The 22,882-nt window shown below is 73.6% G+C and carries 24 protein-coding genes; 12 read left to right on the plus strand and 12 right to left on the minus strand.

The window, feature by feature from the left end:
• Positions 1 to 13 precede the first annotated feature (13 nt).
• Both cpt and CIK06_RS05835 read left to right on the plus strand, forming a co-directional pair.
• Positions 14 to 535 carry a chloramphenicol phosphotransferase CPT gene (gene cpt, locus CIK06_RS05830; RefSeq protein ID WP_095563955.1) on the plus strand — a complete coding sequence of 174 codons (522 nt, stop codon included), beginning with the start codon at positions 14 to 16 and terminating at the stop codon, positions 533 to 535.
• A 64-nt stretch (positions 536 to 599) separates the two neighbouring features.
• Positions 600 to 1,220 carry a hypothetical protein gene (locus CIK06_RS05835; protein WP_157756619.1) on the plus strand — a complete coding sequence of 207 codons (621 nt, stop codon included), beginning with the start codon at positions 600 to 602 and terminating at the stop codon, positions 1,218 to 1,220.
• Positions 1,221 to 1,310: 90 nt separating this feature from the next.
• On the opposite strand, the gene CIK06_RS30630 is transcribed toward CIK06_RS05835, so the two are convergent.
• The 4 genes from CIK06_RS30630 to CIK06_RS05850 form a co-directional block, all read right to left on the minus strand.
• Positions 1,311 to 1,502: a hypothetical protein gene (locus tag CIK06_RS30630; protein WP_232534038.1), complete on the minus strand. Its 192-nt coding sequence runs from the start codon at positions 1,500 to 1,502 to the stop codon at positions 1,311 to 1,313.
• Positions 1,472 to 1,882: a hypothetical protein gene (locus CIK06_RS05840; RefSeq protein WP_232534039.1), complete on the minus strand. Its 411-nt coding sequence runs from the start codon at positions 1,880 to 1,882 to the stop codon at positions 1,472 to 1,474. Before CIK06_RS05840 ends, CIK06_RS30630 begins: the two co-directional genes overlap by 31 nt.
• A 108-nt stretch (positions 1,883 to 1,990) precedes the next feature.
• Entirely contained in the window at positions 1,991 to 2,764 is a 774-nt protein-coding gene (locus CIK06_RS29140) for a transglycosylase SLT domain-containing protein (protein ID WP_198348118.1), read from the minus strand.
• A gap of 262 nt (positions 2,765 to 3,026) precedes the next feature.
• Positions 3,027 to 3,830, minus strand: coding sequence for a hypothetical protein (locus CIK06_RS05850; protein ID WP_157756620.1), 804 nt, complete (start codon positions 3,828 to 3,830; stop codon positions 3,027 to 3,029).
• 191 nt (positions 3,831 to 4,021) lie between these two features.
• On the opposite strand from CIK06_RS05850, the gene CIK06_RS05855 reads away from it, so the two are divergent.
• The gene (locus tag CIK06_RS05855; RefSeq protein WP_095563958.1) at positions 4,022 to 4,912 is read left to right on the plus strand and encodes a DUF2690 domain-containing protein; all 891 of its coding nucleotides are present in this window, start codon (positions 4,022 to 4,024) and stop codon (positions 4,910 to 4,912) included.
• Between the two features lie 90 nt (positions 4,913 to 5,002).
• A complete protein-coding gene (locus CIK06_RS05860; RefSeq protein ID WP_157756621.1) occupies positions 5,003 to 8,479 on the plus strand; it encodes a phosphodiester glycosidase family protein in 3,477 nt (1,158 codons plus the stop codon).
• Here CIK06_RS05860 and CIK06_RS05865 read toward each other — a convergent pair.
• Complete coding sequence (locus CIK06_RS05865; protein ID WP_095563960.1) at positions 8,448 to 9,143, minus strand: hypothetical protein; 696 nt, start codon at positions 9,141 to 9,143, stop codon at positions 8,448 to 8,450. The two genes, CIK06_RS05860 and CIK06_RS05865, sit on opposite strands and share 32 nt — an antisense overlap.
• Positions 9,144 to 9,472: 329 nt before the next feature.
• Here CIK06_RS05865 and CIK06_RS05870 point away from each other — a divergent pair, with 329 nt between their 5' ends.
• Positions 9,473 to 10,276 (plus strand): SGNH/GDSL hydrolase family protein, encoded by an 804-nt coding sequence (locus tag CIK06_RS05870; RefSeq protein ID WP_095563961.1) that lies wholly within the window; start codon positions 9,473 to 9,475, stop codon positions 10,274 to 10,276.
• Between the two features lie 103 nt (positions 10,277 to 10,379).
• On the opposite strand, the gene CIK06_RS05875 is transcribed toward CIK06_RS05870, so the two are convergent.
• Positions 10,380 to 11,228 (minus strand): aldo/keto reductase, encoded by an 849-nt coding sequence (locus CIK06_RS05875; protein ID WP_095567602.1) that lies wholly within the window; start codon positions 11,226 to 11,228, stop codon positions 10,380 to 10,382.
• 329 nt (positions 11,229 to 11,557) lie between these two features.
• On the opposite strand from CIK06_RS05875, the gene CIK06_RS05880 reads away from it, so the two are divergent.
• A complete protein-coding gene (locus CIK06_RS05880) occupies positions 11,558 to 11,776 on the plus strand; it encodes a hypothetical protein (protein WP_095563962.1) in 219 nt (72 codons plus the stop codon).
• A gap of 315 nt (positions 11,777 to 12,091) precedes the next feature.
• Complete coding sequence (locus CIK06_RS30635) at positions 12,092 to 13,063, plus strand: hypothetical protein (protein WP_232534040.1); 972 nt, start codon at positions 12,092 to 12,094, stop codon at positions 13,061 to 13,063.
• Positions 13,064 to 13,199: 136 nt separating this feature from the next.
• Here the strand turns inward: CIK06_RS30635 and CIK06_RS05890 are convergent, their stop codons facing one another.
• Positions 13,200 to 14,423, minus strand: coding sequence for a low temperature requirement protein A (locus tag CIK06_RS05890; protein WP_095563963.1), 1,224 nt, complete (start codon positions 14,421 to 14,423; stop codon positions 13,200 to 13,202).
• Positions 14,424 to 14,528: 105 nt separating this feature from the next.
• Positions 14,529 to 15,761, minus strand: coding sequence for a serine hydrolase (locus CIK06_RS05895; RefSeq protein WP_095563964.1), 1,233 nt, complete (start codon positions 15,759 to 15,761; stop codon positions 14,529 to 14,531).
• Between the two features lie 235 nt (positions 15,762 to 15,996).
• Here CIK06_RS05895 and CIK06_RS05900 point away from each other — a divergent pair, with 235 nt between their 5' ends.
• A complete protein-coding gene (locus tag CIK06_RS05900) occupies positions 15,997 to 16,755 on the plus strand; it encodes a MerR family transcriptional regulator (RefSeq protein WP_095563965.1) in 759 nt (252 codons plus the stop codon).
• Between the two features lie 115 nt (positions 16,756 to 16,870).
• Here the strand turns inward: CIK06_RS05900 and CIK06_RS05905 are convergent, their stop codons facing one another.
• Positions 16,871 to 17,056, minus strand: a complete 186-nt coding sequence (locus CIK06_RS05905) for an antitoxin (protein WP_095563966.1) — start codon at positions 17,054 to 17,056, stop codon at positions 16,871 to 16,873.
• Positions 17,057 to 17,378: 322 nt separating this feature from the next.
• Here CIK06_RS05905 and CIK06_RS05910 point away from each other — a divergent pair, with 322 nt between their 5' ends.
• Complete coding sequence (locus tag CIK06_RS05910) at positions 17,379 to 17,687, plus strand: DivIVA domain-containing protein (RefSeq protein ID WP_157756622.1); 309 nt, start codon at positions 17,379 to 17,381, stop codon at positions 17,685 to 17,687.
• Positions 17,684 to 17,947 carry a hypothetical protein gene (locus CIK06_RS05915; protein WP_095563968.1) on the plus strand — a complete coding sequence of 88 codons (264 nt, stop codon included), beginning with the start codon at positions 17,684 to 17,686 and terminating at the stop codon, positions 17,945 to 17,947. The genes CIK06_RS05910 and CIK06_RS05915 overlap by 4 nt, the downstream gene beginning before the upstream one ends.
• On the opposite strand, the gene CIK06_RS05920 is transcribed toward CIK06_RS05915, so the two are convergent.
• Together CIK06_RS05920 and CIK06_RS05925 are read right to left on the minus strand one after the other, a co-directional pair.
• Positions 17,918 to 20,467 (minus strand): hypothetical protein, encoded by a 2,550-nt coding sequence (locus tag CIK06_RS05920; RefSeq protein ID WP_157756623.1) that lies wholly within the window; start codon positions 20,465 to 20,467, stop codon positions 17,918 to 17,920. The genes CIK06_RS05915 and CIK06_RS05920 overlap by 30 nt on opposite strands.
• Positions 20,468 to 20,572: 105 nt before the next feature.
• On the minus strand, positions 20,573 to 21,310 hold the full coding sequence (locus tag CIK06_RS05925) for an MIP/aquaporin family protein (protein WP_095563970.1): 738 nt from the start codon (positions 21,308 to 21,310) through the stop codon (positions 20,573 to 20,575).
• Between the two features lie 292 nt (positions 21,311 to 21,602).
• Here CIK06_RS05925 and CIK06_RS05930 point away from each other — a divergent pair, with 292 nt between their 5' ends.
• Together CIK06_RS05930 and CIK06_RS05935 are read left to right on the plus strand one after the other, a co-directional pair.
• Entirely contained in the window at positions 21,603 to 21,881 is a 279-nt protein-coding gene (locus CIK06_RS05930) for an iron-sulfur cluster assembly accessory protein (RefSeq protein WP_095563971.1), read from the plus strand.
• A gap of 200 nt (positions 21,882 to 22,081) precedes the next feature.
• Complete coding sequence (locus CIK06_RS05935; protein WP_232534041.1) at positions 22,082 to 22,675, plus strand: pentapeptide repeat-containing protein; 594 nt, start codon at positions 22,082 to 22,084, stop codon at positions 22,673 to 22,675.
• Between the two features lie 19 nt (positions 22,676 to 22,694).
• Here the strand turns inward: CIK06_RS05935 and CIK06_RS05940 are convergent, their stop codons facing one another.
• A complete protein-coding gene (locus tag CIK06_RS05940; protein WP_095563973.1) occupies positions 22,695 to 22,880 on the minus strand; it encodes a DUF397 domain-containing protein in 186 nt (61 codons plus the stop codon).
• Positions 22,881 to 22,882: the final 2 nt, after the last annotated feature.

A 22,882-nucleotide genomic window follows, 5' to 3' on the forward strand; every position in this document is an offset into this window, starting at 1 on the left:
GAAAGGTGGACCGATGACAGCACAGACGCAGGTCATCGTGCTCAACGGTGGCTCCAGCTCGGGTAAGTCGGGAATCGCGCGGTGCCTGCGGCATCTGCTGCCACAGCCGTGGATCACCCTCGGCATCGACGACCTGATCGAGCGGCTTCCGCCGGCGATGGTGACGTTCGGGCCGCGGGGCGAGGTCATCCTCGGCGCGGGCTTCGACGAACTGCAACACGCCTGGCTGGTCGGCGTCGCCGCGATGGCCCGGGCCGGGGCGCCGGTGATCATCGACGACGTGTTCCTCGGCGGCGCGGCCTCGCAGGAACGGCTCCGGGCGCACCTGGACGGCCTCCGGGTGCTGTGGGTCGGGGTGCGCTGCGCCCCGGACGTCGCGGCGGCCCGGGAGATCGCCCGCGGCGACCGGGCGGCCGGGATGGCGGCATCGCAGGCCGAGGTGGTGCACCGGGGCGTCGGCTACGACGTCGAGGTGGACACCGGCCGCGCCGAGTCGCTGGACTGCGCCCGGATCATCGCCGGGCACGTGACGTGACGGCGCGGCTGCGCACCGCGGCCGGGGATGTGGCGGCACGTCGCCGCGCGTCTACAGTGCACGGGTGACCGAGACGCAAGTCGATGCAGACGCCCCGGAAACGCCCACCGCGCTGTCCGAGGAGGAGATGCGGGCCGACCCGGAGCAGCAGGCGAGGTTCGCCAGCCTGCGGGAGGGCCCCTACTTCGAGCAGGTGGTGACGGCCAACCGGGCGTACCTGATGGCCGCCGTCCCGGACGTGGTGGCCAACGAGCGGGACCACTGGTCCCTGTCCTGCCTGCCGAAGACCGGTTCGGGACGCCGGCTGTCGACGATGAACATGCGCCGGATGGAGACGTTCGTGCTGTTCCGGCCCGACGGGACGGACGACGGGGACGACGAGATCTCCGGGGTGGTCGTCGTGCGCGAATCGGTGCTACGCGCCGAGGCCGGCCAGGACATCGAGGACCAGCACCCGCACCTGGCGTTCGACCGGAGCCGCTACGCGGACGCCGGCGAGGACCAGATGCGGATCTGGGGATGGTACGAGGACCTGCTCGACGCGCTGGCCGAGGCGCCCGTCGCCGCCGCCGCGCGCGAGATGGCCGAGTCGTTGCTGTCCGGCCGCACGAACCACGCCCGGCGGCACAACTACCAGCTCGCCGACCACGTGCTCGGCCGGGCGGCGTCGCCGGCACCGGCCTGACGGCCGGGGTCAGGGGTCGGGGGTCGGACCCGGGTCGGCGGCGGCGGGGACCGGACCCGGGGCCGGCCGGTCTCCCGGGGCGGCCGGCCCTCAGGCCAGGAAGCGCTCGGGGTCGAAGTCGTCGACCGAGATGATCCGCACCCGGGGGAGCGGGCTGGTGAAGCAGTGCGCGTCCTCCTCCAGGTCGAACAGTTCCAGGCCGGCGTCGGTCAGGTTGGTGAAGCCGGCGTTGAAGAACTCGGGAAAGCCGATCACGCCCACCCGGCGCCCGTCCCCCAGCACGCTGCGAATCTGCGGCAGGAAGTCGCCGTCGTGGCTGGCCAGCAGCACGTCGCCGGGCCGGTTCGCGATCGCCTCCAGGGTCCGCTGGATGCCGATGTCGACGACCTTCTGCCCGGGGAGCCGGTCAGCGCGATGGGCCGGTAGTTCAGCGCCAGCAGTGCCCGGACGAACGGGGTGGGCAGCACCCCCGAGGTGGCGTTCAGGAAGAACAGCGCCCGGACCGGCTGGCCCCAGGTGTCCTGGGCGAACTGGCGCAGCCGTTCCCACCGGGGTCGCTCCTCCGGGTTCGGCCGGTGCTCCAGCACCTGCCCGCCGAGCGTGGCGTCGATATTCTCGCCATCGACCAGCAGATACGTCACCGCAGCCTGAGGTCCGACCATGTCCGTGACCCTAGGGCGTGCCCGGTGGATCTACAAGCAGGACGGGGAGGCCGGGCGGGGAAGGGCGCAGACTTCCCCACCCGGCCTGGTCCGTCCGGCCGGTCCGGCTCAGCAGGGACCGACCATCGTCTTGACGTCGTACGTCGTGGAGATCCAGGTGTCGGCGGCGTAGCCGCTCGCGCCGGTGGCCGGGTCGGTGATCCGGTCCCAGGTGGAGGAGGGCCAGTATCCGCCGCTGACGTACTCGCCGAAGGTGTAGCAGGAGATGGTGACGGTGTCGCCGTAGTTGGCGTAGCCGACGACGCCGTAGCCGGTGCCCGGTCCGCCCCGGACGTTCAGCCAGGGGCTGGCCAGGATCGTGCCGGTGACGCCGCCGGGCGGGGTACCGCCGCCGCCGAGCCGGTTCACCGCCGCCTGGGCGGCCGACAGGTAGCTGGCGTAGGCGCCGTTGTTGTACGTCGACCACGGCTGCCAGTTGCTGCCGCCGCTGGAGATGCTGTACGCGGCGTTCGCGTTGCACTGGGCGTCGTACGCGCAGGTGTCGGTGACGGTGGGGTGGTAGCAGTTGTTGATCTGCCAGAGCCCGCGGTCGAGCGAGCCGTAGGGGCAGCCGCTGGTGGGTCCGTTGCTGCCCACCGCCGAGGGGTTGCAGGAGGACTCGGCCATCGCGACGGCGACGGCGGTGACCAGGGGGTTTCCGCGGAACCCGGCGGCGTACGCGACCTGGGCGCACAGGTCGATGCCGGTGGCGGCGAGCTGGGCGCGGCCGCCGCCCGGCGCGGTCGTGGTGGCGGGTCCGCCGACGCTGGCCGGGCGGGGGACCGGGCGCGGATCCGGTGCCGCGCTCGCGGCGCCGGGCAGCGCCACGGTGACCGCGCTCACGAGGGCGAGCAGGGCCAGGCCGGCCGCCAGCCGCCGACGGCGGGGGTTGGCGCGCCGGAGGGCGCCGGTTCGGGGTGATGGGGGCGCATGGAGGTCCTTTCGGCTGGGACCGGCGGGGGTGTGCCGGTCGACTCGGCGGGGTGGGGTGGGGTACGGGCGGCTCGGGGGTGGGGTGGACCGGGCCGGTGGGGTCGGCGGCCCGGTCCACCCGCGGGACGTCAGCGGCGGGGCCGAATGGGGTGGGCGGCCCCGCCGTCCGACGTCAGCGGCCGGGCCACTCGGGGTCGGCGTAGGACCAGCCGAGGTACGGGGCGCCCGGCCAGCTCAGCGAGACACGGCGCACGGTGGGGGCCGAGGTGATGTAGTTGCCGTTGCCCTCGGAGAGCATCACGTGGCCGGCGTAGCCGTTGATCGGCGCACCGTTGAAGAAGACGAGCGCGCCGGCCGGCGCGGTGCCGGAGGTGTGGATGAGGCCGCGGGCGCTCAGCGAGTTGTAGTGCGTCAGCGCGGTCGCGTAGCCGCTGGCCGCCCGGCCGTAGGCGTGCGCCACGAAGTTGTCGCACCAGCCGTCCCACGGGTGGTTGGAGTCGCCCAGGTCGCCGTTGGTGTACGCCTGGCCGATGACCGACCGGGCCCAGGCGAGCGCGCGGTCCTCCCGGGTGCCGGTGGGCGGTGCGCCGCCGCACTCGGGTTCGCCGGGCAGGTACTGGTTGAACCCGGGCGTGGTGGTGTAGTAGTCGCTGATCCAGCCGTTGGCCGGGTAGCTGATCTGGTGCCACACGGTGTTGCCGTAGATGTTCCGGCCGCGCACCGCGCATTCGGCGGTGAAGGGGGTGCCGTCGCCGAGGACGGCCACCGCCGGCGCGCCGGCGTCGTACGGGCTGGTCCGCACCTGGAGGCCGACCCCGCCGGTACCGGTGACGCTGTACCCGGTGATGCCGGCGAACGACGGTGTGGCCGTGCCGGCCAGCACCGCCACCACGACGGCGCCGGAGGCGATCAGCCCCCGGACGAGCCGCGGCAGCGCCCGGCGGGTGAGCCTGTTCCTGCTGTTCGGATGGTTCACGCGGACCTCCTGTGGATGGTTCGGCATCGCGCCCTCGGCCACCCGGATAACCTCGCCCGCGAATGTGCGACGCTATCGAGCGGCGACTATCGGGCGGGCGATTGCGTCGGGGCCGATCCTGGCGCGTGTCCGCGTGTAAAGCACTGACTTGACGGACGTTGACACCAGGTTTTCGCGGCAGGGGAGAGCGCATGGCGGGTCAGGACAGTGACGTCGGCGCGCGGGCCGGCGGCGACGTGCGGCTCGACGAATTCGTGGCCGATCTCGCGCGGCTCCGGCGCGAGGCGGGGCAGCCGTCGCTACGGAAGATGGCCGAGACGGCGCACTACTCCCACACCGCGCTTTCGACCGTGTTGTCCGCCGCCCGGCTGCCGTCTCTGGAACTGACCCTGGCGTTCGTCCGGGCCTGCGGCGGCGACGAGGACGTCTGGCGGGAGCGCTGGCAGCGGGAGTACGCGCTCGTGCGGGGCGACCAGCCGGTCGACCGGCAGCCCGGCGGGCAGTCCGCCCGGGAGGCGGTGCCGGTGCCACCCCGGCGCACGGTCTCCCGGTGGGTGCTGCTCACCGTCGCGGGGCTCACGGCGCTCGTGGTGGCCGCCGTCGTCGCGCTGGCGTCGGGGTCCGGTCCATTCCGGACCCGGCAGGCCGCCGGTCCGTCGGTCTCGCCGGAGTCCGGCGGCGCCAGCGACGGCGCGGATCCGCAGGAGGAGCACTGCCAGGTCGACGCCGTCAGCGCGCAGACCACCCCGGTCCCGGATCCCGATCCGGCGAAGCCGCCGTACGGAAGCCTCACCCTGCGCTACTCCCCGCGCTGCCGCGCGGCCTGGCCGCTGTTCGTCTCCACCGAGCGCGTCCCGACCGGCGCGACCATCCGGCTGCGCACCACCCGCCCGGCCGACCGGGCGGTCAGCCGGTTCGACTACCCCTACATGGTCAAGAGCCAGGTGTACAGCGTCTTCGGCAACGTCCTGGGCACCACCCGGGGCTGTGTCTCGGTCGGGGTGGAGATCAGTACGGCCGACAACCGCCGTCTGTTGGCCCGCGGCCACACCCCCTGCGTGGACCTCGGCGCCGGATCCTAGCGCCGCTGCGGCGGACCGGTGTGCCGGCGTGAAGCTTTTCTTCGTCGCATGTTCTTCTGTTGGCAGTGATTTACGCCTATGGTCGGCGGCATGTCGCGCCCCGTTCCCGCCCGGCACCGGTCCCGCGCGCTCGGACCGCTGGCCGCCCTGACCACCCTGGCCACGCTCATCGCCCAGGTCGGCGCGCCGCCGGCCGTCGCCGCATCGCCGGTCGTTCCGGCGCCGGCCGTCGCCGTCCCGGCCGGCGCGAACCCGGCCGCCGGGGCCCTGCCCGGCGCCGTCCCGGCCGCATCCGGCAGCCTCGCCGTCGACCGGCACACCGAACGGATCGCGCCGGGTGTCTCGCTCACCCGGGACCGCAGCTACGACCCGCTCGGCTTCGTCGACAGCTTCCTGCTCACCGCCGACCTGACCGGCCCCACCAGGCCCCGGCTGCTCGCGCAGAGCGTCAGCGGCGCCACCCGGCCCACCGAACTGGCCGACGCCGCGCACGCCGTGGCGGCCACCAACGGCGACTTCTTCGCGATCAACACCACCAACGCGCCGATCGGAGGCGAGGTGCGCGACGGCGAACCGCTCAAGGCCGATCGGGCCGGCAGCCCGGCGGTCGGTCTGGACGCCGCCGGCGTCGGCCGGATCGCCACGCTGTTCCTGGAGGGAACGGCGACCGTGGGCGAGCGCGGCGTCGACCTCGCGGGCCTGAACAGCAACAGCGTGCCGGCCGACGCGGCGGTGCTCTACACCCCGGACTGGGGGCCGGGGGACCGGGGCTTCGTCGGCACCGCCGGCCCCGTCACCGAACTGGAGGTCCGCGACGGCGCGGTCAGCGCGGTCCGCACCGCCGGGACGGCCACACCGGTCCCGGCCGGCGGGTACGTCCTGCTCGCCGCGGGCGGCCTCGCCGGGCAGCTGGCCGGGACCCCGCCGGGCACCCGGTTCACCGTCGACTACCACGCCCGCTCCGACGCGCCGAGCCCGTACTCGCTGGCGCTCGGCGCGCACACCGTGCTGGTCCGGGACGGGGTGGAGCAGCCGCTCGATCCCGGTGACGCCAACAACACCAGCCTCAAGCCGCGTACCGCGATCGGCTGGACCGCGGACCGCAGGCTGCTGCTGTACGTCGCCGACGGCAGCTCCAGCCGCTCCCGCGGGCTGACCGTGGCCGAACTGGCCACCCGGATGCGGGACGCCGGTGCCCGGGACGCGGTGATGCTGGACGGCGGCGGCTCGTCCCAACTGGTGTCCCGGCGTCCCGGCGACGCCCGGGTGGGCGTCACGAACGTACCGTCCGACGGGGAGGAACGGCCGGTGCCGAACGGCGTCGGGCTGGTCCCGCCGGCCGGCTCCGGCCGGCTCACCGGCCTGGACGTGCGGCTGCGCTCGGACCGGGTGTTCCCCGGGCTGTCCCGGGACGTCTCCGCCGCCGGCTACGACGAGACGTACGCCCCGGCGCCCGCCGGGACGCTCCGCTGGCGGTCGGTGCCGGGCAACCTGGTCCGGCCGGACGACGCGCACGTGCTGCGCGGCGCGCACAGCGGCAGCGGCCTGCTGGAGGCCCGGTCCGGGTCGGTACGCCGGCAGGTCGCGCTGCGGGTGCTCGGGCCGCTCGACCGGCTGGAGGCCGACGTGGGTTCCCTCGCGCTGTCCGCGGGCGAGCGGCGCGACGTCACGGTCACCGGAGTGGACGCCGAGGGGTTCCGGGCGCCGATCGAGCCCCGGGACGTGCGGCTGGACTACGACCCCGCGGTGCTGGACATCGCGGCCGGGCCGGACGGCACGCTGCGGTTGACCGCCCGGCCGGGCGAGGACGGCCGCGGCAGCATCGTGACGCTGCGGGTCCAGGGCCACGAGCTGCGGATCCCCGTCACGGTGGGCCTCGTCGACCAGCCGCTCTCGTCGCTGGCCGACCCGGCCGCCTGGTCGGCGCTCGCGGTCAGGGCCACCGCGAGCGTCACCGGGGTGGACACCAGCGACCGGCCCGGCGCCGCCGCGGGCGAGCGGGGGCTGCGGCTGGGCTACGACTTCACCGACCAGCCGGTCGGCACCTCCGCCGCGTACGCGGTGGCCGGCACCCCGCTGACGGTGCCTGCCGGGGCGCAGCGGCTCGCGCTCTGGGTCAACGGCGACGGCCACCGGCACTGGCTGCGCGCGACGATGGCCGCGCAGGGCTCCACAAACGTGCCGTTCACCTTCGCCACCGAGGTCGACTGGACCGGCTGGCGGCGGGTCGAGGGGCTGATTCCGGGGGGCTTCAACCCACCCATCACGCTCAGCCGGATCTACCTGGTGGAGACCGATTCCACCCGGCGGGACGCCGGACACGTCGACCTCGCGCTGCTGGACGCGCGGGTCGGGATGGCGCTCGACGTCCCCGACGTACCGGACCAGCCGGACCCGGCGGTGGTCGAGCAGGCGGCGCCGCAGGCCGGTCGGGCCGGCGGCGCCGGGCGGCCGTGGCGGTTCGCGGTGCTGTCCGACACCCACGTCAACGCCGACGGCGGCACCGACTCGTACGGCTACACCCAGACCGCGCGGGCGCTGGACGAGATCGTCGCGGCCGGCCCCGACTTCGTGCTGCTCTCCGGCGACGGCGTGGACAGCAACCGGCCGGCCGACTTCGCGCTGTTCCAGCGGCTGATCGACGAGCACCTGCCGCCGGACATCCCGCTGTACTGGGCGGTCGGCAACCACGAGTCCGGGGCGAGCGCCACCGGCACGCTGGACGAGTTCGCCGCCGCCACCGGCCGACCCACCCGGCAGGTCTTCGACCACAACGGCACCCGGTTCGTCCTGCTCAACAGCACCCTGGGCTCGTTGCGGCGCTCCGACTGGTCGCAGCTGCCGTGGCTGCGTCAGCAGTTGGCCGCCGCGGCCGACGACCGGTCGGTCGGCTCGGTCGTGGTGGCCGTGCACCACCCGGTACTCGACCCCACCGGCACCGGCGCGTCCCAGCTCGACGACCCGTACGAGGGGCAGTTCCTCGAACAGGAGCTGGCCGGCTTCCGGGCGCGCTCCGGCAAGCAGGTAGCGCTGCTCAGCGGGCACGCGCACACCGCGCACGTGCGGCGCGCGGACGGGGTGCTGGAGTTCAACGCGCCCGTGGTGGGCAAGGTGCCCTACGGCGACGCCGGGCACGGCGGCTTCGCGGCGTGGTCGCTGGTGACCCTCGACCCGGCGCACGCCGGCTGCGCTCCCGACCGCCCGGACCCGGCCGGGCTGGGGTGGTTCCGGGCCGAGGTCCGGCCGCTGCTCAGCCGCGCCGAACTGCACGCGCCGCCGGCCGTCGCGGTCGGGGCCACGGCCCGGGTGTACGCCGAGGCGGTCGACGCGGGGCAGAACGACCGGGTCGTACCGATGCGCTACCCCATGTCGGTGACCTGGGGCGGCGGGCCGGGGCTGGCCATCGTGGCCGACGATCCGGCGGCGGCGCGGGCGCGCCGGCGCCGGGACGTGGTCGCGGTGCTGGACCTGCGCTCCGGGACGCTCACCGGGCTCCGCCGGGCAACGGTGACGGTCACCGTCCGGGCCGGCACCCTCACCGCCGCCACCACGGTCGGGGTGACCTGAGGCCGCGGGGCCGTTCCGCAACCGCCCCGCCGGCCGGCCGGTGGGGCGGCGGGGCCGGGCCGAGGTCCTTCCCGGCGAGCCCGATCAGGGTCTGGAACTGCCGCACCACCCCGGCGTGGTCCGGCTCCCGGCTGAGCAGCTCGGCTGCCGCCTCGGGCCGGGCCGGGGTGCGCAGCGCCACCACGGCGCCGCCGCGCAGGCGCAGCACCACCGCCCGCAGTGGACCGCCGGGGGCGTCCAGCTCGTCGAACCGTTCCCGGAGCATCCCGGCGAGCTGGTCGGCGGGCAGCAGCACCCGGGCGATCGGCGGCGCCTGCGCGATGCCGGGCCAGGTGCCGACGGGCAGCCGCGCGAAGGCGGGGCCGGGCCAGGGCCGCAACCCGTCGAGCCGCCGGCTCAGCCGGGCGAGGAAGTCCAGCAGCTCCGCCTCGCGGTGGCGCCGGCTCAGCGCGACGCTGTCCGGCGCGAGCCGGCCGTGCCGCACCGCCGCCCCGACGGCCCCGGCGAACTCGTCGACGGTGCCGGCGAAGAACCGGCCGTCGACCAGGCCGGCGGCCAGCACGGCGGCCGAGGAGTCGCTCAGGTCCGGCGCACCGCCGAGGGCGTGCAGCAGCATGTCCACATAGCCGCGGGCCGGGTACGGCAGGTCGGGCGTTTCGTCCATTCCGCGCCTCCGCCGCCGAATCCCGATGAGACCTGGGATCCATTGCAGCGCGCCGGGCGGGCCGTGGGTAGTGCCCCGACCGCAGCCTGTGGACAACTCGGGTCGCCACGGCGTTCCCCTGTGGACAACCGCCGCCGTTGGTCACCCTCGGTGTAATCAGCCGTTCATCCAGCAGGGGTTCCGGCGTTCGTTGGAACCTTCGCTGCGTGATGCACGTTTCGATGTGTTTGCGAATGGCGGAAGAAATCTGATCTTGACAGTTCCCGTAACAAAGATTAAATGATATCTATTCCGCACCATCGTCCTCACCACCACCCCCGGAGGATCACGTGCGGACAACCCGCCTCACCACCCTGGTCGCCGCCCTGGCCGCGACCGTCACCGCCACCCTCGGCCTGGCCACCCCCGCCCATGCCGCGGCCGGTGACAACTACGTGGCGCTCGGCGACTCGTACTCATCCGGCGTGGGAGCCGGCAGCTACACCTCGGAGAGTGGCAGCTGCAACCGCAGCACCAACGCCTACCCGGCGCTGTGGGCCGCGGCCAACTCCCCGGCGTCGTACAAGTCGGTGGCCTGCTCGGGAGCGACCACCAGCACCGTCATCAGCGGCCAGCTCTCGGCGCTGTCGGCCAGCACCACGCTGGTCAGCATCACGGTCGGCGGCAACGACGTCGGCTTCTCCAACATCATGAGCACCTGCGTGCTGTACGGCACCACCGAGTGCGTGAACGCGGTGAGCGCGGCCGAGACCGCCGCCCAGACGACGCTGCCGGGCAAGCTCGACAGCGTCTACAACGGGATCCGGTCGAAGGCGCCCAACGCCCGCGTCGTGGTGCTCAGCTACCCGGTGTTCTACCAGCTCGGCACCGTCTGCGTCGGGCTCAGCTCGACCTCCCGTGCGAAGATCAACGAGGGGATCAACCTCGTCGACAGCGTGCTGGCCTCCGCGGCGGCCCGGCACGGGTTCAAGTTCGCCGACGTCCGGTCGCCCTTCGTCGGCCACCAGCTGTGCAGCTACGGCAGCAAGTGGCTGCACGCGCTGAACATCACCGACCTCGGGGTGTCCTACCACCCGACGGCGGCCGGCCAGTCCGGCGGCTACTACCCGGTCTTCCGCAGCAGCGCGGGCTGACCCGCCGCCTCGCCGCCGCGATCCTGCCCGGCCCGTGCGCGGCCCGCGAACCACGCGGGACGCCACGGGCGCCGGCAGGACCGCGGCGGGGCGACGGCGCGGATCAGTTCGGTACGTAGTCGAAGGTGTCCGGGTTGGGACCGCGGCGACCCTGTTCGCCCCGGTCCAGCGCGCTGATCCGGCGCATCTGCTCGTCGTCAAGCTCGAAGTCGAAGATCGCGAAGTTCTCCTCGATCCGCGCCTGCGTGACCGACTTGGGAAACACGATGTCCCCGCGCTGCACGTGCCAGCGCAGCACCACCTGGGCCGGGCTCCGGCCGACCTGAGCCGCGATCCCGGTGACCGCGGGGTCGTCGAGCACCGCGCCCTGGGCGATCGGCGACCACGCCTGCGTGGCGATGCCGTGCTTCCGGCCGTACTCGCGTACCTGCTCGTTGGCCAGGTACGGGTGCACCTCGATCTGGTTCACCGCCGGCACGAGGTCCGTCTCGGCGGCCAGCCGCTCCAGGTGCGCCACCTGGAAGTTCGAGACGCCCACCGAACGGGCCCGGCCCTCCCGCTTGAACTCGACAAGCGTCCGCCAGGTGGAGACGAAGTCGCCGTCGTAGCGGGTGGGCAGCGGCCAGTGGATCAGGAAAAGGTCGACGGCGTCCACGCCGAGCGCGTCCAGCGTGCCGTCGAAGGCCTTCCGCGCGTCGTCCGGGCGGTGGAAGCCGTTGTTCAGCTTGCTGGTGATGAACACCTCGGCCCGGTCCACGCCCGAGGTGCGGATCGCCTCGCCGACCTCCTTCTCGTTGCCGTACATCTGCGCCGTGTCGACGTGCCGGTAGCCGATGTCGAGGGCCGTGCGTACCGCCGCGGCGGTGTCCTTCGGCTCGATCTGAAACACCCCGAAACCGAGCTGGGGAATCGAGTTGCCGTCGTTCAGGGTGATACGGGGAACCGCGCTCACGGTCATCGCTCCTTACCTTTTCGCCTCTTGCGTGGCGTGGCGTGCCACGCCACTCCGGCCGCGCCGACGCACCGACCGATCCATCTGACTCCTACCCGGAACGCCGTCAGATACCCATTGTTGTGCCTCGTCCCACTGCGCGATCCAATTACGGTACGTGGTTGATCCGGTACTTTGTCCAACCGCTCGACCTGGGCTCCTGGGCCAGGGGCGAGGATCGGATTCGGTTATCCGCGAATTTAGCAACTATCCGTAATTGCTTGAGTGCGTCAAGTCATGGCTTGATCCAATAGTTCGATCCGACTGTCGATTCCGCTAGCGTTAACGGTGTGAGGATCGAGCGACACTGGTGGAACGGTGATTCGGCCCGGCGCTCCCGGCGCGACGTCTACGTTCGCACGGATGGGCAGTCCTGGCAGGTGGAAGCGCAGATGGGCGGCGCGGACGGCCGCTCCCGGATCCAGGAATGCCCGAGCCGGGCGACCGCGCTCATCCTCGCGGACGCGTGGCTCGGCGGTCGCCCCGACTGGCGCGAAGTGGTCCACTGAGACTCCGCCCTCCCGTGCGCTGACCAACCGGACCAGAACGGCACCCCCGGTCCCGCGCCCCTGCACCCTCGTACCCCTGCACCCCGCCGGTTGCCGGGACGGTGTCGGCTGTCCGGGTCCGGGTCCGGCGGGATTCCGGTAAGGCCTCGCGGCGGCCACCGGGGGCACTGGCTGGCCCTGCGGCGGGCGTTCTCCGGCAGGTCCGCCGAAACCGCCGTTCCCGGCCGGAAATGGCTGAACTCCCGGACGGATCCTGCCGTACCAGTAGGCAGCATGCGGCGCGCCGCGCCGCGATGGACCCGCGAGGAGGCAGGCGTGCGCATCGTGGACCAGACGCCGGATCCGATCGACCGTGTGCTCGGAGAGGTCCCGCTGCCGTCGTACGTGACAGCCGAGGACGTCCGGCTCGCCGTGCGAGCGGTGGTGGTGCACGCGGCGGAGGAGTGGCCCGCGGGACCGCGGTGCCGTAACGACGGCGCCGCCTACCCGTGCCGCCTGCACCGGTGGGGCCGGCGGGTGCTCACCGAGCACGGGCTCAGCGACCGGCAGGTCGACGCCGTGGAGCGGCACGGGAACCCGTTCCTTGAGGTGCCGGCCCGGGCGGTGCTGACGGCGCCGTCGGCCAGGCAACCGGGCCGACCCGCCGCGCCCGGCGCCGGGACGCCCGGGCGCCCCGGCGTGGGGCCGGCGCGACCCGGCGGCACTGCGGCCCGGGGTGGCATGCCCGCCCGGGGTGGCGTGCCGGGACAGCCGGGCGGCACCGCCCAACGGCCCGGGGCCGGCATGGTGCAGCGCCCGGGACCGGGCATGGTGCAACGGCCCGCGGCCGGCATGGTGCAACGGCCGGGAGCCGGCATGGTTCAGCAGCGACCCGGCACGGGGATGGCCCAGCGACCCGGTACGGGCTTCCCGGCCCGTCCCGGGTCGGGGATGGCCCCGCCCCGGCCCGGAACGCCCGCGGCCCGCCCCGGCACGGCCGGCGCGCGTCCCGGGGTTGCCGGCCGCACCCCGGGAAGCTGGCCCGGCACGCCCGGCGGGACGGCCCGGACCCCGGGCACGCCGGCCGGCCGGACTCCGGGGGCACCGAGCGGCCGTACGCCGGGCGCGCCCGCCGGCCGTACGCCGGGGGTGGCCGGTGGGCGGACCACCGGCGCAACGGGTGCCCGCACGCCCGGTACGCCGGGCCGGGCCGCCGGCGGGCGGCCGGGACATCCGCCGTCGTCGGCGCGACCCGGCACCGGGGCCGCGGACGCGGACCGTTCCGACCGGGGCCGGGCGGCGAGCTGAGGCGGCGGCCGGTCGAGTCGGCCGGTGAGCCGAGTTGGCCGGTGAGCCGAGTCGGCCGGCCGGTCGATTCGGGCGGCTAGCAGAGCCGGGCGGCCGGGCGCAGGCCGCGTTTCGGCGCCCGGCGGCCGACCGCCCGTCAGCCCGATGGGCGCGGCTCCTCCGGGGGCCGGCCCCTGCTGCGGAAGGTGTCGTGCACCGCGATGGCGGCCAGCACCAGGAACACCGCCATCGCGTTCACCAGCGGCGGGCACCACGGGGCGACCGGCGCGAGCCCGGCCAGAACGGCCAGTCCGACCAACCGGTTCGGGGAGACCCGGTGGAAGACCTCGTACTCGAAGCGGGCCCGGCCGATCAGGAACAGGGCCGGGCTGCCCAGCGCGATGGCCGCGGTGGCCGGGCGGCTCGGGTCCAGCGGATGGTTCACCATGACCTCGAAGCTGGCGGCCGTACCCACCACGCCGGCCACCATGACGAACTGGGTCAACGGGGCCGCGGCGACGAACCGTTTCGGCTGGGACCGCTCGATGGCGCCCGGCAGCGTCTGACCGGCCCGGTGCACGTAGATCCGCCAGAACAGCGTGGTGATCAGGAAGGCGAGCACGAACGCCAGGTTGTGCCAGAGGTCGAAGTCATTCCGGCTCATCGTGATGCCGGTGACCAGCACCGCGTCGCCCAGCGCGATGATGAAGAACTGCTGGTAGCGCTCGGCCACGTGCTCGGCGATCACCGCGAACTCCCGGGCCGGGGCGCGGCCGAGCTGCGGTACCGGGTAGCCGGAGTTGGCGGCCACGAAGTCGATGCCCAGCGCGATCAGCCAGAGCACCGGTCGCCAGTAGCCGTTGAGGAAGCCGCCGGCCAGCCAGGCCACCCCGCTGATGACGAACCACACCAGTACCCGCAGCGCCCGCTGCTGCGCGTGCAACCCGCGCAGCAGCGGCACCAGGAACAGCCCCCGGCATACGTGAATGCTTACGTACGCCCCGGCGAACACCGCGCCGCGCAGCCCGAAGGCGCTGGGAACCGCGGCGGCCATCAGCAGGCTGCCCAGCGTCGTGGCGAGGGTGAGCAGTTGTAGCGCCGGCCGCCCGGTGTCGTAGAAGTCGGTGACCAGCGTGGTGATCGCCCAGACCCACCAGAGCGCGCCGAGCAGCAGGAGCGCGTGCAGCGCGCCGCTCCACGACCTGTCGTCGCCGAACTGTTGGGAGATCAACGCGAGGCCGACCACGAAGACCAGGTCGAAGAAGAGTTCGAGCAGGTCGACCTGGCGCGGGGTTTCCGACGTACGGGGGCGCAGGGGCGCCCTCCGCGCCCTCGCCGACCGGCCCCGCCGCGGCGGCGGTCCGTCGCGCCGTGCTCGCATACGTCTAGATTGTCATGCTGTGGCCGGAAATTATCCGACCTTGGTCGTCCCGTCGCGTGAGGCGGTATGGGACCGCCGCGGGGCAGCCGCCGCCCTGACGGGCCGCTACTGCACCAGCGCCGAGTAGACCAGTTGCCGCAGCCGGGTCCGCAGCGGATGCGTGCTCGACGGCAGCAACTGGGTGAACAGCAGCCCGGTGACCTCCTCGGCCGGGTCCACCCAGAACGCCGTGCTCGCCACGCCGCCCCAGGCGTACTCGCCGACGTTGCTGGGCAGCCGTGCCGGCACCGGGTCGAGCACCACCGAGAAGCCCAGGCCGAAGCCGATCCCGTCGAACGCCGTCTCGGCGAATCCCGCCGGGCGGAACGCGGCCAGGTCCCGGTTGCCCGGAAGATGGTTGCGGGTCATGTACCGCACGGTCCGCGGGCCGAGCAGCCGTACGCCGTCCAACTCGCCGCGCCGGAGCAGGAACTGGGTGAACCGGTGGTAGTCGGCGGCCGTGGAGATCAGTCCGGCGCCGCCGGAGAGGAAGTCCGGACGGCGCAGGGCCGCCGCCCCGAGGGCGTCCGCGCGGACCGCCGCGCCCGTGGCCGGATGCGGTACGTAGAGCGCGGCCAACCGCTTGGCGTCGGCGTCCTCGACCCACCACCGGGTGTCGGTCATGCCCAACGGCCCGAGAATCCGCTCGGCGAAGAACTCGTCCAGCCGCCGGCCGGAGACCACCTCCACGAGCCGGCCGAGCACGTCGGTGGCGACCGAGTAGCCCCACTCGGCCCCGGGATGCGCCCGCAGCGGCAGCCGGGCCCAGCCGGCGCAGGCGGCGGCCAGGTCCTGACCGTCGGGCACCGACAGGTCGTAGCCGGCCCCGCGGTACAGCCCGTCCACCACCGAGGTCTGGAGGAAGCCGTACGTCAGCCCGGCGGTGTGGGTGAGCAGGTGCCAGATCCGGATCGGTTCGGCCGCCGGCACCGTGTACGGCTTGAGCGCCGAACCCTTGTCGTAGACCCGCATCTCGGCGAACTCGGGCAGCCACCGACCCACCTCGTCGGTCAGCTCGAAGTGACCCTCCTCCCAGAGCATCATCACGGCCACCGACGTGATCGGTTTGGTCATCGAGAAGATCCGCCAGAGGGTGTCCGGCTCCACCGGCAGGTCCGCCTCCAGGTCCCGGCGCCCGTACGTGCTCGCGTGGGCGATCTCGCCCCGCCGGGTCACCACGATCTGCCAGCCGGCGAGCCGGCCGTCATCGACGTACGAGGCGAAGTGCCGGTCGATCCGCGCCAGCCGCCGCGGGTCGAAGCCCAGCCGGACCGGATCGGCGGTCGGCCGCACGCTCACGGTGCGAGGCCCGTCGTTCGCGCCTGCGCGGTTCGCGGATCCGGCTCACGTCTCGCCCTCATGTTCCGAACCTATCCCTGCTCAGCCGGGTACCGGAATGGCGGCGGGACATACTCGGAGCACGCCCGTGGCCATCGCCACCGACACCGCGCGAGCGGCCCGCGCACCCGCCGGCCGGCCCGGCTTGACCCTCACGCGGCGGCAGGGCGGACCGTGGTGACCGAAGGGAGGGATCATGGCCTGGACGGTGGGACGGGTGGCGGAGGCCGCCGGCGTCAGCGTGCGCACGCTGCACCACTACGACGAGATCGGGCTGCTCACGCCCGGCTCGCGAAGCGGCGCCGGCTACCGGCGGTACGACGACGCGGACCTGGAACGGCTGCAGCGGATCCTGTTCTACCGCGAGCTGGGGTTCCCGCTGGAGGAGATCGCCGCAATCCTGGACGACCCGGGCGCCGATCCGATGGCGCACCTGCGCCGGCAGCACGAACTGCTGACCGGTCGGGTCAAGCGGCTTCAGGCCATGGTCCAGGCGATCGAGTTCGCGATGGAGGCGAGCACCATGAACATCGAGTTGACCCCGGAGGAGCGGTTCGAGGTCTTCGGCGACGTCGACCCCGACGAGCACGCCGAGGAGGCCGAGCGGCGTTGGGGCGACACCGAGGCGTACCGGGAGTCGGCCCGGCGCACCAGCCGGTACACCAAGGACGACTGGCTGCGGCACAGGGCCGAACAGGACGACTGGACCCGTCGCTTCGTCGCGGTCCTGGCCTCGGGCGCCGCGCCGGACGGACCCGAGGCGCGGGAACTGGCCGAGGAGCACCGGCAGCTCATCGGCCGGTGGTTCTACGAGTGCGGCTACGAGGTGCACACCGGCCTGGCCGACATGTACGTCGCGGATCCGCGCTTCACGGCGTACTACGAGAAGATCCGACCGGGCATGGCGGCGTACCTGCGGACGGCCATCCACGCCAACGCCGCCGCGCACCGCTGACCGGCCCGGGCGGTCCCTCGGCAGCGCCGGGGCGGGCTCGCGCGAAGGCGTCGGACCCCATGGGCCGGGAGGCCCGCATCGACCGATGCGGGCCTCCCGGCCGGCGCGTCACGGGTCAGCGACCCTGCTGCTCGTTCCGGCCGGTGGCGCGCTGGGCCTGCTCGGCGGCCTTGTTCACCTTGCCCTCGTACTTGCCGCCGGTGCGCCGGTTCGTCTCGTCCCCGGCCTTGCGGATCCCCTGGTCGACCTGCTGCTCGTGCCGGCCGATGAAGTCCTTCGCCTTCTTCATGAAATCGCCCATCGGGTTTCCCTCCCCGTCTCCGGTGCTCCCGTTTCCGGTGCCCCGTGTCCGGTGCTCCCATTTCCGGCCCGGGTCCGCTCCGCGTCCGGTGCGTCCCGCGCGGCCGGTGCCCCCGGTGCGCGGTCGCTGGGCAGGTCCGGTGCCTCCGCGCCCGGTCCCCACCGCGTTCCCGGGGCACGCCCGCCGAAACGGCGGCGGCCGGCTGGGACAGTTTGTCCGTCGTGAGCTGCGTCGCACGCCGTAACTTGGCTGTTCACCTCGGCGCGGATCGGCGGAGGGCAATGTGATGGCGATGCGGTCGGAAGGGGTCGGTGAACCAGCGGTGAGCGAGCGGACCCGTCGTGGAGCGAAGTACGGCAGCGTCGACCCCCGGCTCGACGAGTATCAGATCCGCCGCTGGCGGTTCCGCTCCTGGCCCTGGCGCCGGCGCGGCCTCGATCCCGCGGAGGTCCGGGCCTTCCTGCATCAGGTGGGCGACGAGATCAACCTGCTGCACCGGGAACTCGCGGCCGGGCAGGCCGAGATCGAACGCCTCCGGGTGGCCCTGCACCACTGGCAGACCTGGCACCGGCACTGCGGAATTCCCGACCTTCAGTTTCCGCTCACGTTCCTCTCCGGCGACCACCGGTGAACCCGCCGAACTGGGTGCTGCACCTGCCGACCCGGCTGACCTCGTTCGACGTGGCGGCACGGCTGGTGGAGCAGTTGCGGGACTCGCTGGCACACGTGCCGGCGCTCGACTTCGGGTCGGCGACGCTGACCGAGAAGGACCGGCTGATGGTCCGGCATCCCGTCTTCTGCGACCGGCAGTTGCCCGGCCGGCACCGCTGCGTGCTGCGGGCCGAGCATGCCGGCCCGTGCCTACCGCTGCCCTGGCAGCGGGCCGGGTAGCGGGCCGGGTAACGGGCCGTCCAGGAACGCCGGCGCCGACCCGGCATCCGCCGCCCGCGTCGCCGCCGCGTCCGTGGCCAACGGATCCGGCGTCCCGCCGGTGACCGGGTCGGCCAACTCCCGGGCCAGCGCGTCGACCTCCTGCCAGACCGCGGCGTCGGCCCAGTAGCCGGAGTGCCGGGTCGCGCTCGGCTCGGGCTGGCCGAAGATGTACCAGTTCGAGACCGGGTCGGGCAGCTCGACGTCGATGCCCGCGCCGTCGGCCAGCGCCGGCCCGCCGATGTAGTCGGTGCGGTAGTAGAAGTTGCGCCAGGCGTACAGCCCGCAGCACCCGTTCCCGGCGGCGCCGGCCGGCCCGGCGGGCCTCGCGGGCGGGGCCAGCAGCCGCAGCGTGTCCTCGCCGAAGTACGCCGGAAACGCCCAGCCGTACAGCTTGCGCAGCGGCGAACCGAAGGTGACCAGCGCGACCGCCGGATCGGCGGGCCGGTTGTCCGGCTGGAGCAGGGTGGCCGCGGCCAGCACCGTGCCCTGGCTGTGCGCGACCACCACCACCCGGCCGTCGTTGTCGTGCAGCCGCCACAACCGGCGCTGCAACTCCGGCACCGCCCGCTCCGGATAGGCCGGCGGGGCGAGCGGATGGTAGGCGCGCGGCCAGAACGTCGTGATGTCCCACAGCACGCCGATCCGGCGCCGGCTGGCCAGGTTGCTCCAGCCCCGGCGCAGCACCAGAACCAGCAGCACCGGGATCCCGGTGGCCAGGTAGCTGCCGAGGGTGTACGTCCACTGGGTACCCCAGGGCAGCCGGTGGAAGAACCAGTACCGCACCTGGATCGCCAGCAGCAGCCCGGCGCCGAGCACCGCCATCGTGCTGAGCAGCACGTCGACGTCGTGCGGCATCCGGGCGATCCGGCGGGCGCGGGCGATCCGCGCCTCCCAGCCGGCGCCGGACATCAGCCGCCAGAGCCGGTCCAGCCGCTGCCGGCGTACCTGCTCGTCCTCGATGGTGCTGACCTGCCAGGCGTCCTCGCCGGCCGGCCGGGGCACGTTCTCCCGGTACCACCGGCGGATCCCGGCCCGCTCCCGGGCGTGCGTACCCGCCCGCCAGTAGGTGGCCAGCTCGTAGCCGATGAACACCAGCAGCACCGCCAGCGGCAGCACGGTCAGGTACTGCACCACCCGGGCCGCCATCGGATAGACGTACAGCACGGCCGCGTCCGGGGCGACGCGGGGCAGGTACGGGTTGGCCGACACCCGGCCGAGCAGGTCGGCCAGCCGGGTGAGCAGCGCCAGCAGCACCACGTTGAGGATGAGCGCGCTGAGCGTCAGCGTGACGAACGGCCCGTACAGCAGGAACGTGCCGCGGCGCCAGCCGCCCAGCGCCGTGGCGAGCAGCACCAGCGCCATGGTGCAGAACACCGCGCCCATGCTCAGGTTGGCCGCCTCCCGCATGCCCGGCAGGTAGCCGAACGCCTGCCGGTAGCCGGGCTGGACCGCGGCGAACCAGCCGGCGGCGGCCAGCGCCAGCAGCCCGGCGCCGAGCACCGAGCCGGGCGCCGTGGGCGGGCAGCCGTCCGCCACGAGCAGCAGCAGCGCGCCGAGCAGGGCCAGCCCGCCCAGGACGTACCCGGCGGTGGCCAGCCACGCCGCGTCGACCGGCGCACCGGAGGCCGCGGCGGTGCGCCGGACGACGTACCCGAGCAGCAGCCCGAGGAACGCGCAGCCGGCGCCGATGTGCAGGCAGCCCAGGTCCAGGGCGCTGCGCCGGCCGTCCCAGAAGGCCGGATGGGACAGCCCCAGGCCGGGTTGGGCGGCGCTGCGGGCCGGCCCGCCGGCCGGGTCCGGCCCGGTGGTCCGGCCGGGTGGCCGGACCAACTCGTACCGGCGGATGGAGCGCAGCGCCAGCACCGCGAGCAGCACGACCAGGGCGGTCGGCAGCAGCGCGCCCAACAGGGCGCGCCGGGCCGGGTGGTCGACAAGCAGCGGACCGCGCAGCGGGTGCAGCAGCCAGTTCCGGTCGCCGCAGGCGTCCAGGCCGCCGCACTGGTAGCCGATCAGGTCCATCCCGATGATGGACACCAGCAGCAGCAGGTTCAGGGTGATGGCCAGGGCGGCCCAGCGGACCGCCGTGCGGTGCAGCCGGAACCGCCGCGGCCCGCGGTGCACCGCCGGGCTGCACATCCAGCCGGCCATGTTGGCCAGCGCGAACGGCAGCAGCAGCAGCCACAGCACCCGGCTGCCGCTGCGCGAGGTCAACCCGCCCCAGGAGTACGCCTCGACGTGCCGGCCCGGACGCGGGCGGCCCCGTGCGTCCGGGGCTCCGGCCAGGTCCGCCGTGCGGTAGAAGCCGGCGATCCGGTCCCCGGCCACCTGCTGCGGAGCGTCGTCACCCAGCAGGTCCTGCGGGGTGGTGCCGCCCACCCCGTGCAGTCGCAGCTCGGTGACCCCGTCGAGCGGCGCCACCGGTGGGACCAGCCCGGACGGCCGGCGCACGGGTGCGGCGTCGAAGCGTTGAAGTGGCACGGCTACCGCCACGGAAAGTGACCGGATGGGGACTCGTCCAACGTCCGCCGTGCGGCGCCGGGCCGCAATCCGGATTCCGACAGCCGCGGTCCGGGTGCGTGCCGATCAGGGGTGGCTGCTGCTGGGCCGCGGCGGCGGTGGCGAGTCCGGGTGGTGCGGCCCGTGCCGGGTCTCCGGCCCGCTCAGGATCAGCGGCGAGACCAGCGCCGCGAGCAGGCCGCCGAGCAGCGGGAACAGGATGAACAGCCAGAGCTGGGTGAGCGGCGTACCGCCGTTGAACAGGGCCGGACCGAAGGACCGGGCCGGGTTGACCGAGGTGCCGTCCAGCGTCGTGGCGACCAGGTGCACGACCGCCAGCGCCACGCCCATCACCAGGCCGGCGAAGCCGGCGTACTCCTTGCGGCTGGTGACCACGAGCACGACCAGCACGAAGAGGAAGCTGATGATGATCTCCAACACCATCGTGCCGCCCATGTTGATGTTGGTGCCGTACGAGTTGGCGCCGAGCCGGCCGGTCTGGTCGGTGACCCCGCCCCAGTGCACCAGCGCCCACAGGATGAAGGACGCCACCACCGAGCCGAGCAACTGGGCGATCCAGTACGCGATCGCGCCGGCCAGCGTGATCTTTCCGCTGATCAGGACCCCCAGCGTGACGGCCGGGTTGAAGTGGCTGCCGGAGACCGGGCCGAGCACGTACGCGAGGACCAGCAGGATGAACCCGAAGGTCAGCGCGACGACGACCACGCCGCCCTCGACCAGGGCGGCGATCGCGCTGCCGACGCCGAAGAAGACCAGCAGCAGGGTGCCGAGGAACTCGGACGCGTAACGCTTCGGACTCTCCATGAGGACCTCCCGCGGCCAGCCTAGGCGGATTGATCTGGCAAAACGCATGAAATCGGCCAATAAGCCGCGCGGATCGGATCTCCGGCGCGCCGCCGCCCGATTTGACGCCTCCGCTCCAAGCGGGCAAGGTGGTTCCGGACGGCCGTTCGACCGGCCGGTGTCCTGACAGCGAACGACCCAGCCGTGGTCCGCTGGCGCTGGCGCGCCCGACCATCTCCCCCGTGTGCTCGCAGCCGGGCTGTTCACCAGCCCACGCCGGGTTACCGAAATCGAGAATCCACGAGGAGATCTCATGCTTACCCTTACCGACAACGCCGTACTGGTGATCCGCGACCTCACCGCCCAGCAGGAGGTGCCGGACGGCGCCGGGCTGCGGATCGCGACGGATCCGGAGGCCGGGGCGCTGACCCTGGCCCTGGCCGAGGCGCCCGCCCAGGGCGACCAGGTCGTCGACAACTCCGGCGCCCGCATCTTCCTGGACGCGGACGCCGCACAGTTGCTGGACGACAAGGCCCTGGACGCCGCCGTCGACGCCCAGGGCGCCGTGCAGTTCGGCTTCGCCGAGCGGTAGAACGGCCCTTCTCCACCTCGGGCCGACGTACCGCGGAGTGCCGAGCACCGCGGGAGAGCGACATGCCGCGGGCCGGTGGGCGCACCCGCCCACCGGCCCGCGGTGTCGTTGCGGCCCGGCCCGGCCCGGCCCCGCCGGGCCGGTGTCGTACCGCCGCCGGGTCCCGGCCGGTGTCGTACCGCTGCCGTACCGTCGACGCCGTGGCCGACCCGATCGAGGACGAGACGTTCGAGGACGACGACTGGTACGGCGAGGAGATCGTCGACCGGGCGTACGCCCGCTGCCGGTTCCTCCGCGTCGACCTGAGCGAGGCGTTCAGCCGGAACGCCACCTTCACCGACTGCACGTTCGGCAACGTGCGGTTCAACGCCTCCCGGCACGTCGACTCGGCCTTCCTGCGCTGCACGTTCAACCGCTGCAACCTGTTCGAGGCGGAGTTCACCGGCTGCAAGCTCACCGGGGGCACCTTCACGGACTGCGATCTGCGTCCGCTGCGGGTCACCGGCGGCGACTGGTCGTTCGTGAGCCTGGTCCGGGCGGATCTGCGCGGGGTCACCATCCGGGAGGCCCGGATGCGTGAGGTCGACCTGTCGCAGGCGAACTGCGCCGAGGCCACGCTGTCCGGGGTGGACCTCTCCGGCGCCACTCTGGACGGTGCGGTGCTCACCGGCTGCGACCTGCGGGGCAGCGACCTGACCGCGCTCGATCCGACCACCACGGCGGTGCGTGGTGCCCGGATCGACGCCGATCAGGCAGTGGTGATCGCCCAGGCCATCGGGTTCACGATCGGCTGAGCGGCGCCGGCGCGCCCGGCTACCGCTGCGGCGGGCGGGCGACGAACGCCGTCCAGGCGGCGGCGGAGAAACTCAGCACGGCTCCCGTCGGGTCCTTGCTGTCCCGTACGGCCACCGGGCCGGGCAGATTGTCGGCGACCTCCACGCAGTCACCGGAGGAGCCGGAGCGGGTGCTCTTGTGCCACCGCGGCAGTGCAGTATCCATGC

It is taken from the genome of Plantactinospora sp. KBS50 (genome assembly GCF_002285795.1).
Classification (GTDB): domain Bacteria; phylum Actinomycetota; class Actinomycetes; order Mycobacteriales; family Micromonosporaceae; genus KBS50.

Bases quoted from the DNA above. Each gene is read 5' to 3' on its own strand.
- CIK06_RS05855 (WP_095563958.1), top strand. From the start codon at position 4,022: ATGGCGGGTCAGGACAGTGACGTCGGCGCGCGGGCCGGCGGCGACGTG.
- CIK06_RS05890 (WP_095563963.1), bottom strand. From the start codon at position 14,423: ATGCGAGCACGGCGCGACGGACCGCCGCCGCGGCGGGGCCGGTCGGCG.
- CIK06_RS05900 (WP_095563965.1), top strand. From the start codon at position 15,997: ATGGCCTGGACGGTGGGACGGGTGGCGGAGGCCGCCGGCGTCAGCGTG.
- CIK06_RS05865 (WP_095563960.1), bottom strand. From the start codon at position 9,143: ATGGACGAAACGCCCGACCTGCCGTACCCGGCCCGCGGCTATGTGGAC.
- CIK06_RS05925 (WP_095563970.1), bottom strand. From the start codon at position 21,310: ATGGAGAGTCCGAAGCGTTACGCGTCCGAGTTCCTCGGCACCCTGCTG.
- CIK06_RS05930 (WP_095563971.1), top strand. From the start codon at position 21,603: ATGCTTACCCTTACCGACAACGCCGTACTGGTGATCCGCGACCTCACC.
- CIK06_RS05840 (WP_232534039.1), bottom strand. From the start codon at position 1,882: ATGGTCGGACCTCAGGCTGCGGTGACGTATCTGCTGGTCGATGGCGAG.
- cpt (WP_095563955.1), top strand. From the start codon at position 14: ATGACAGCACAGACGCAGGTCATCGTGCTCAACGGTGGCTCCAGCTCG.
- CIK06_RS05860 (WP_157756621.1), top strand. From the start codon at position 5,003: ATGTCGCGCCCCGTTCCCGCCCGGCACCGGTCCCGCGCGCTCGGACCG.
- CIK06_RS05905 (WP_095563966.1), bottom strand. From the start codon at position 17,056: ATGGGCGATTTCATGAAGAAGGCGAAGGACTTCATCGGCCGGCACGAG.
- CIK06_RS05940 (WP_095563973.1), bottom strand. From the start codon at position 22,880: ATGGATACTGCACTGCCGCGGTGGCACAAGAGCACCCGCTCCGGCTCC.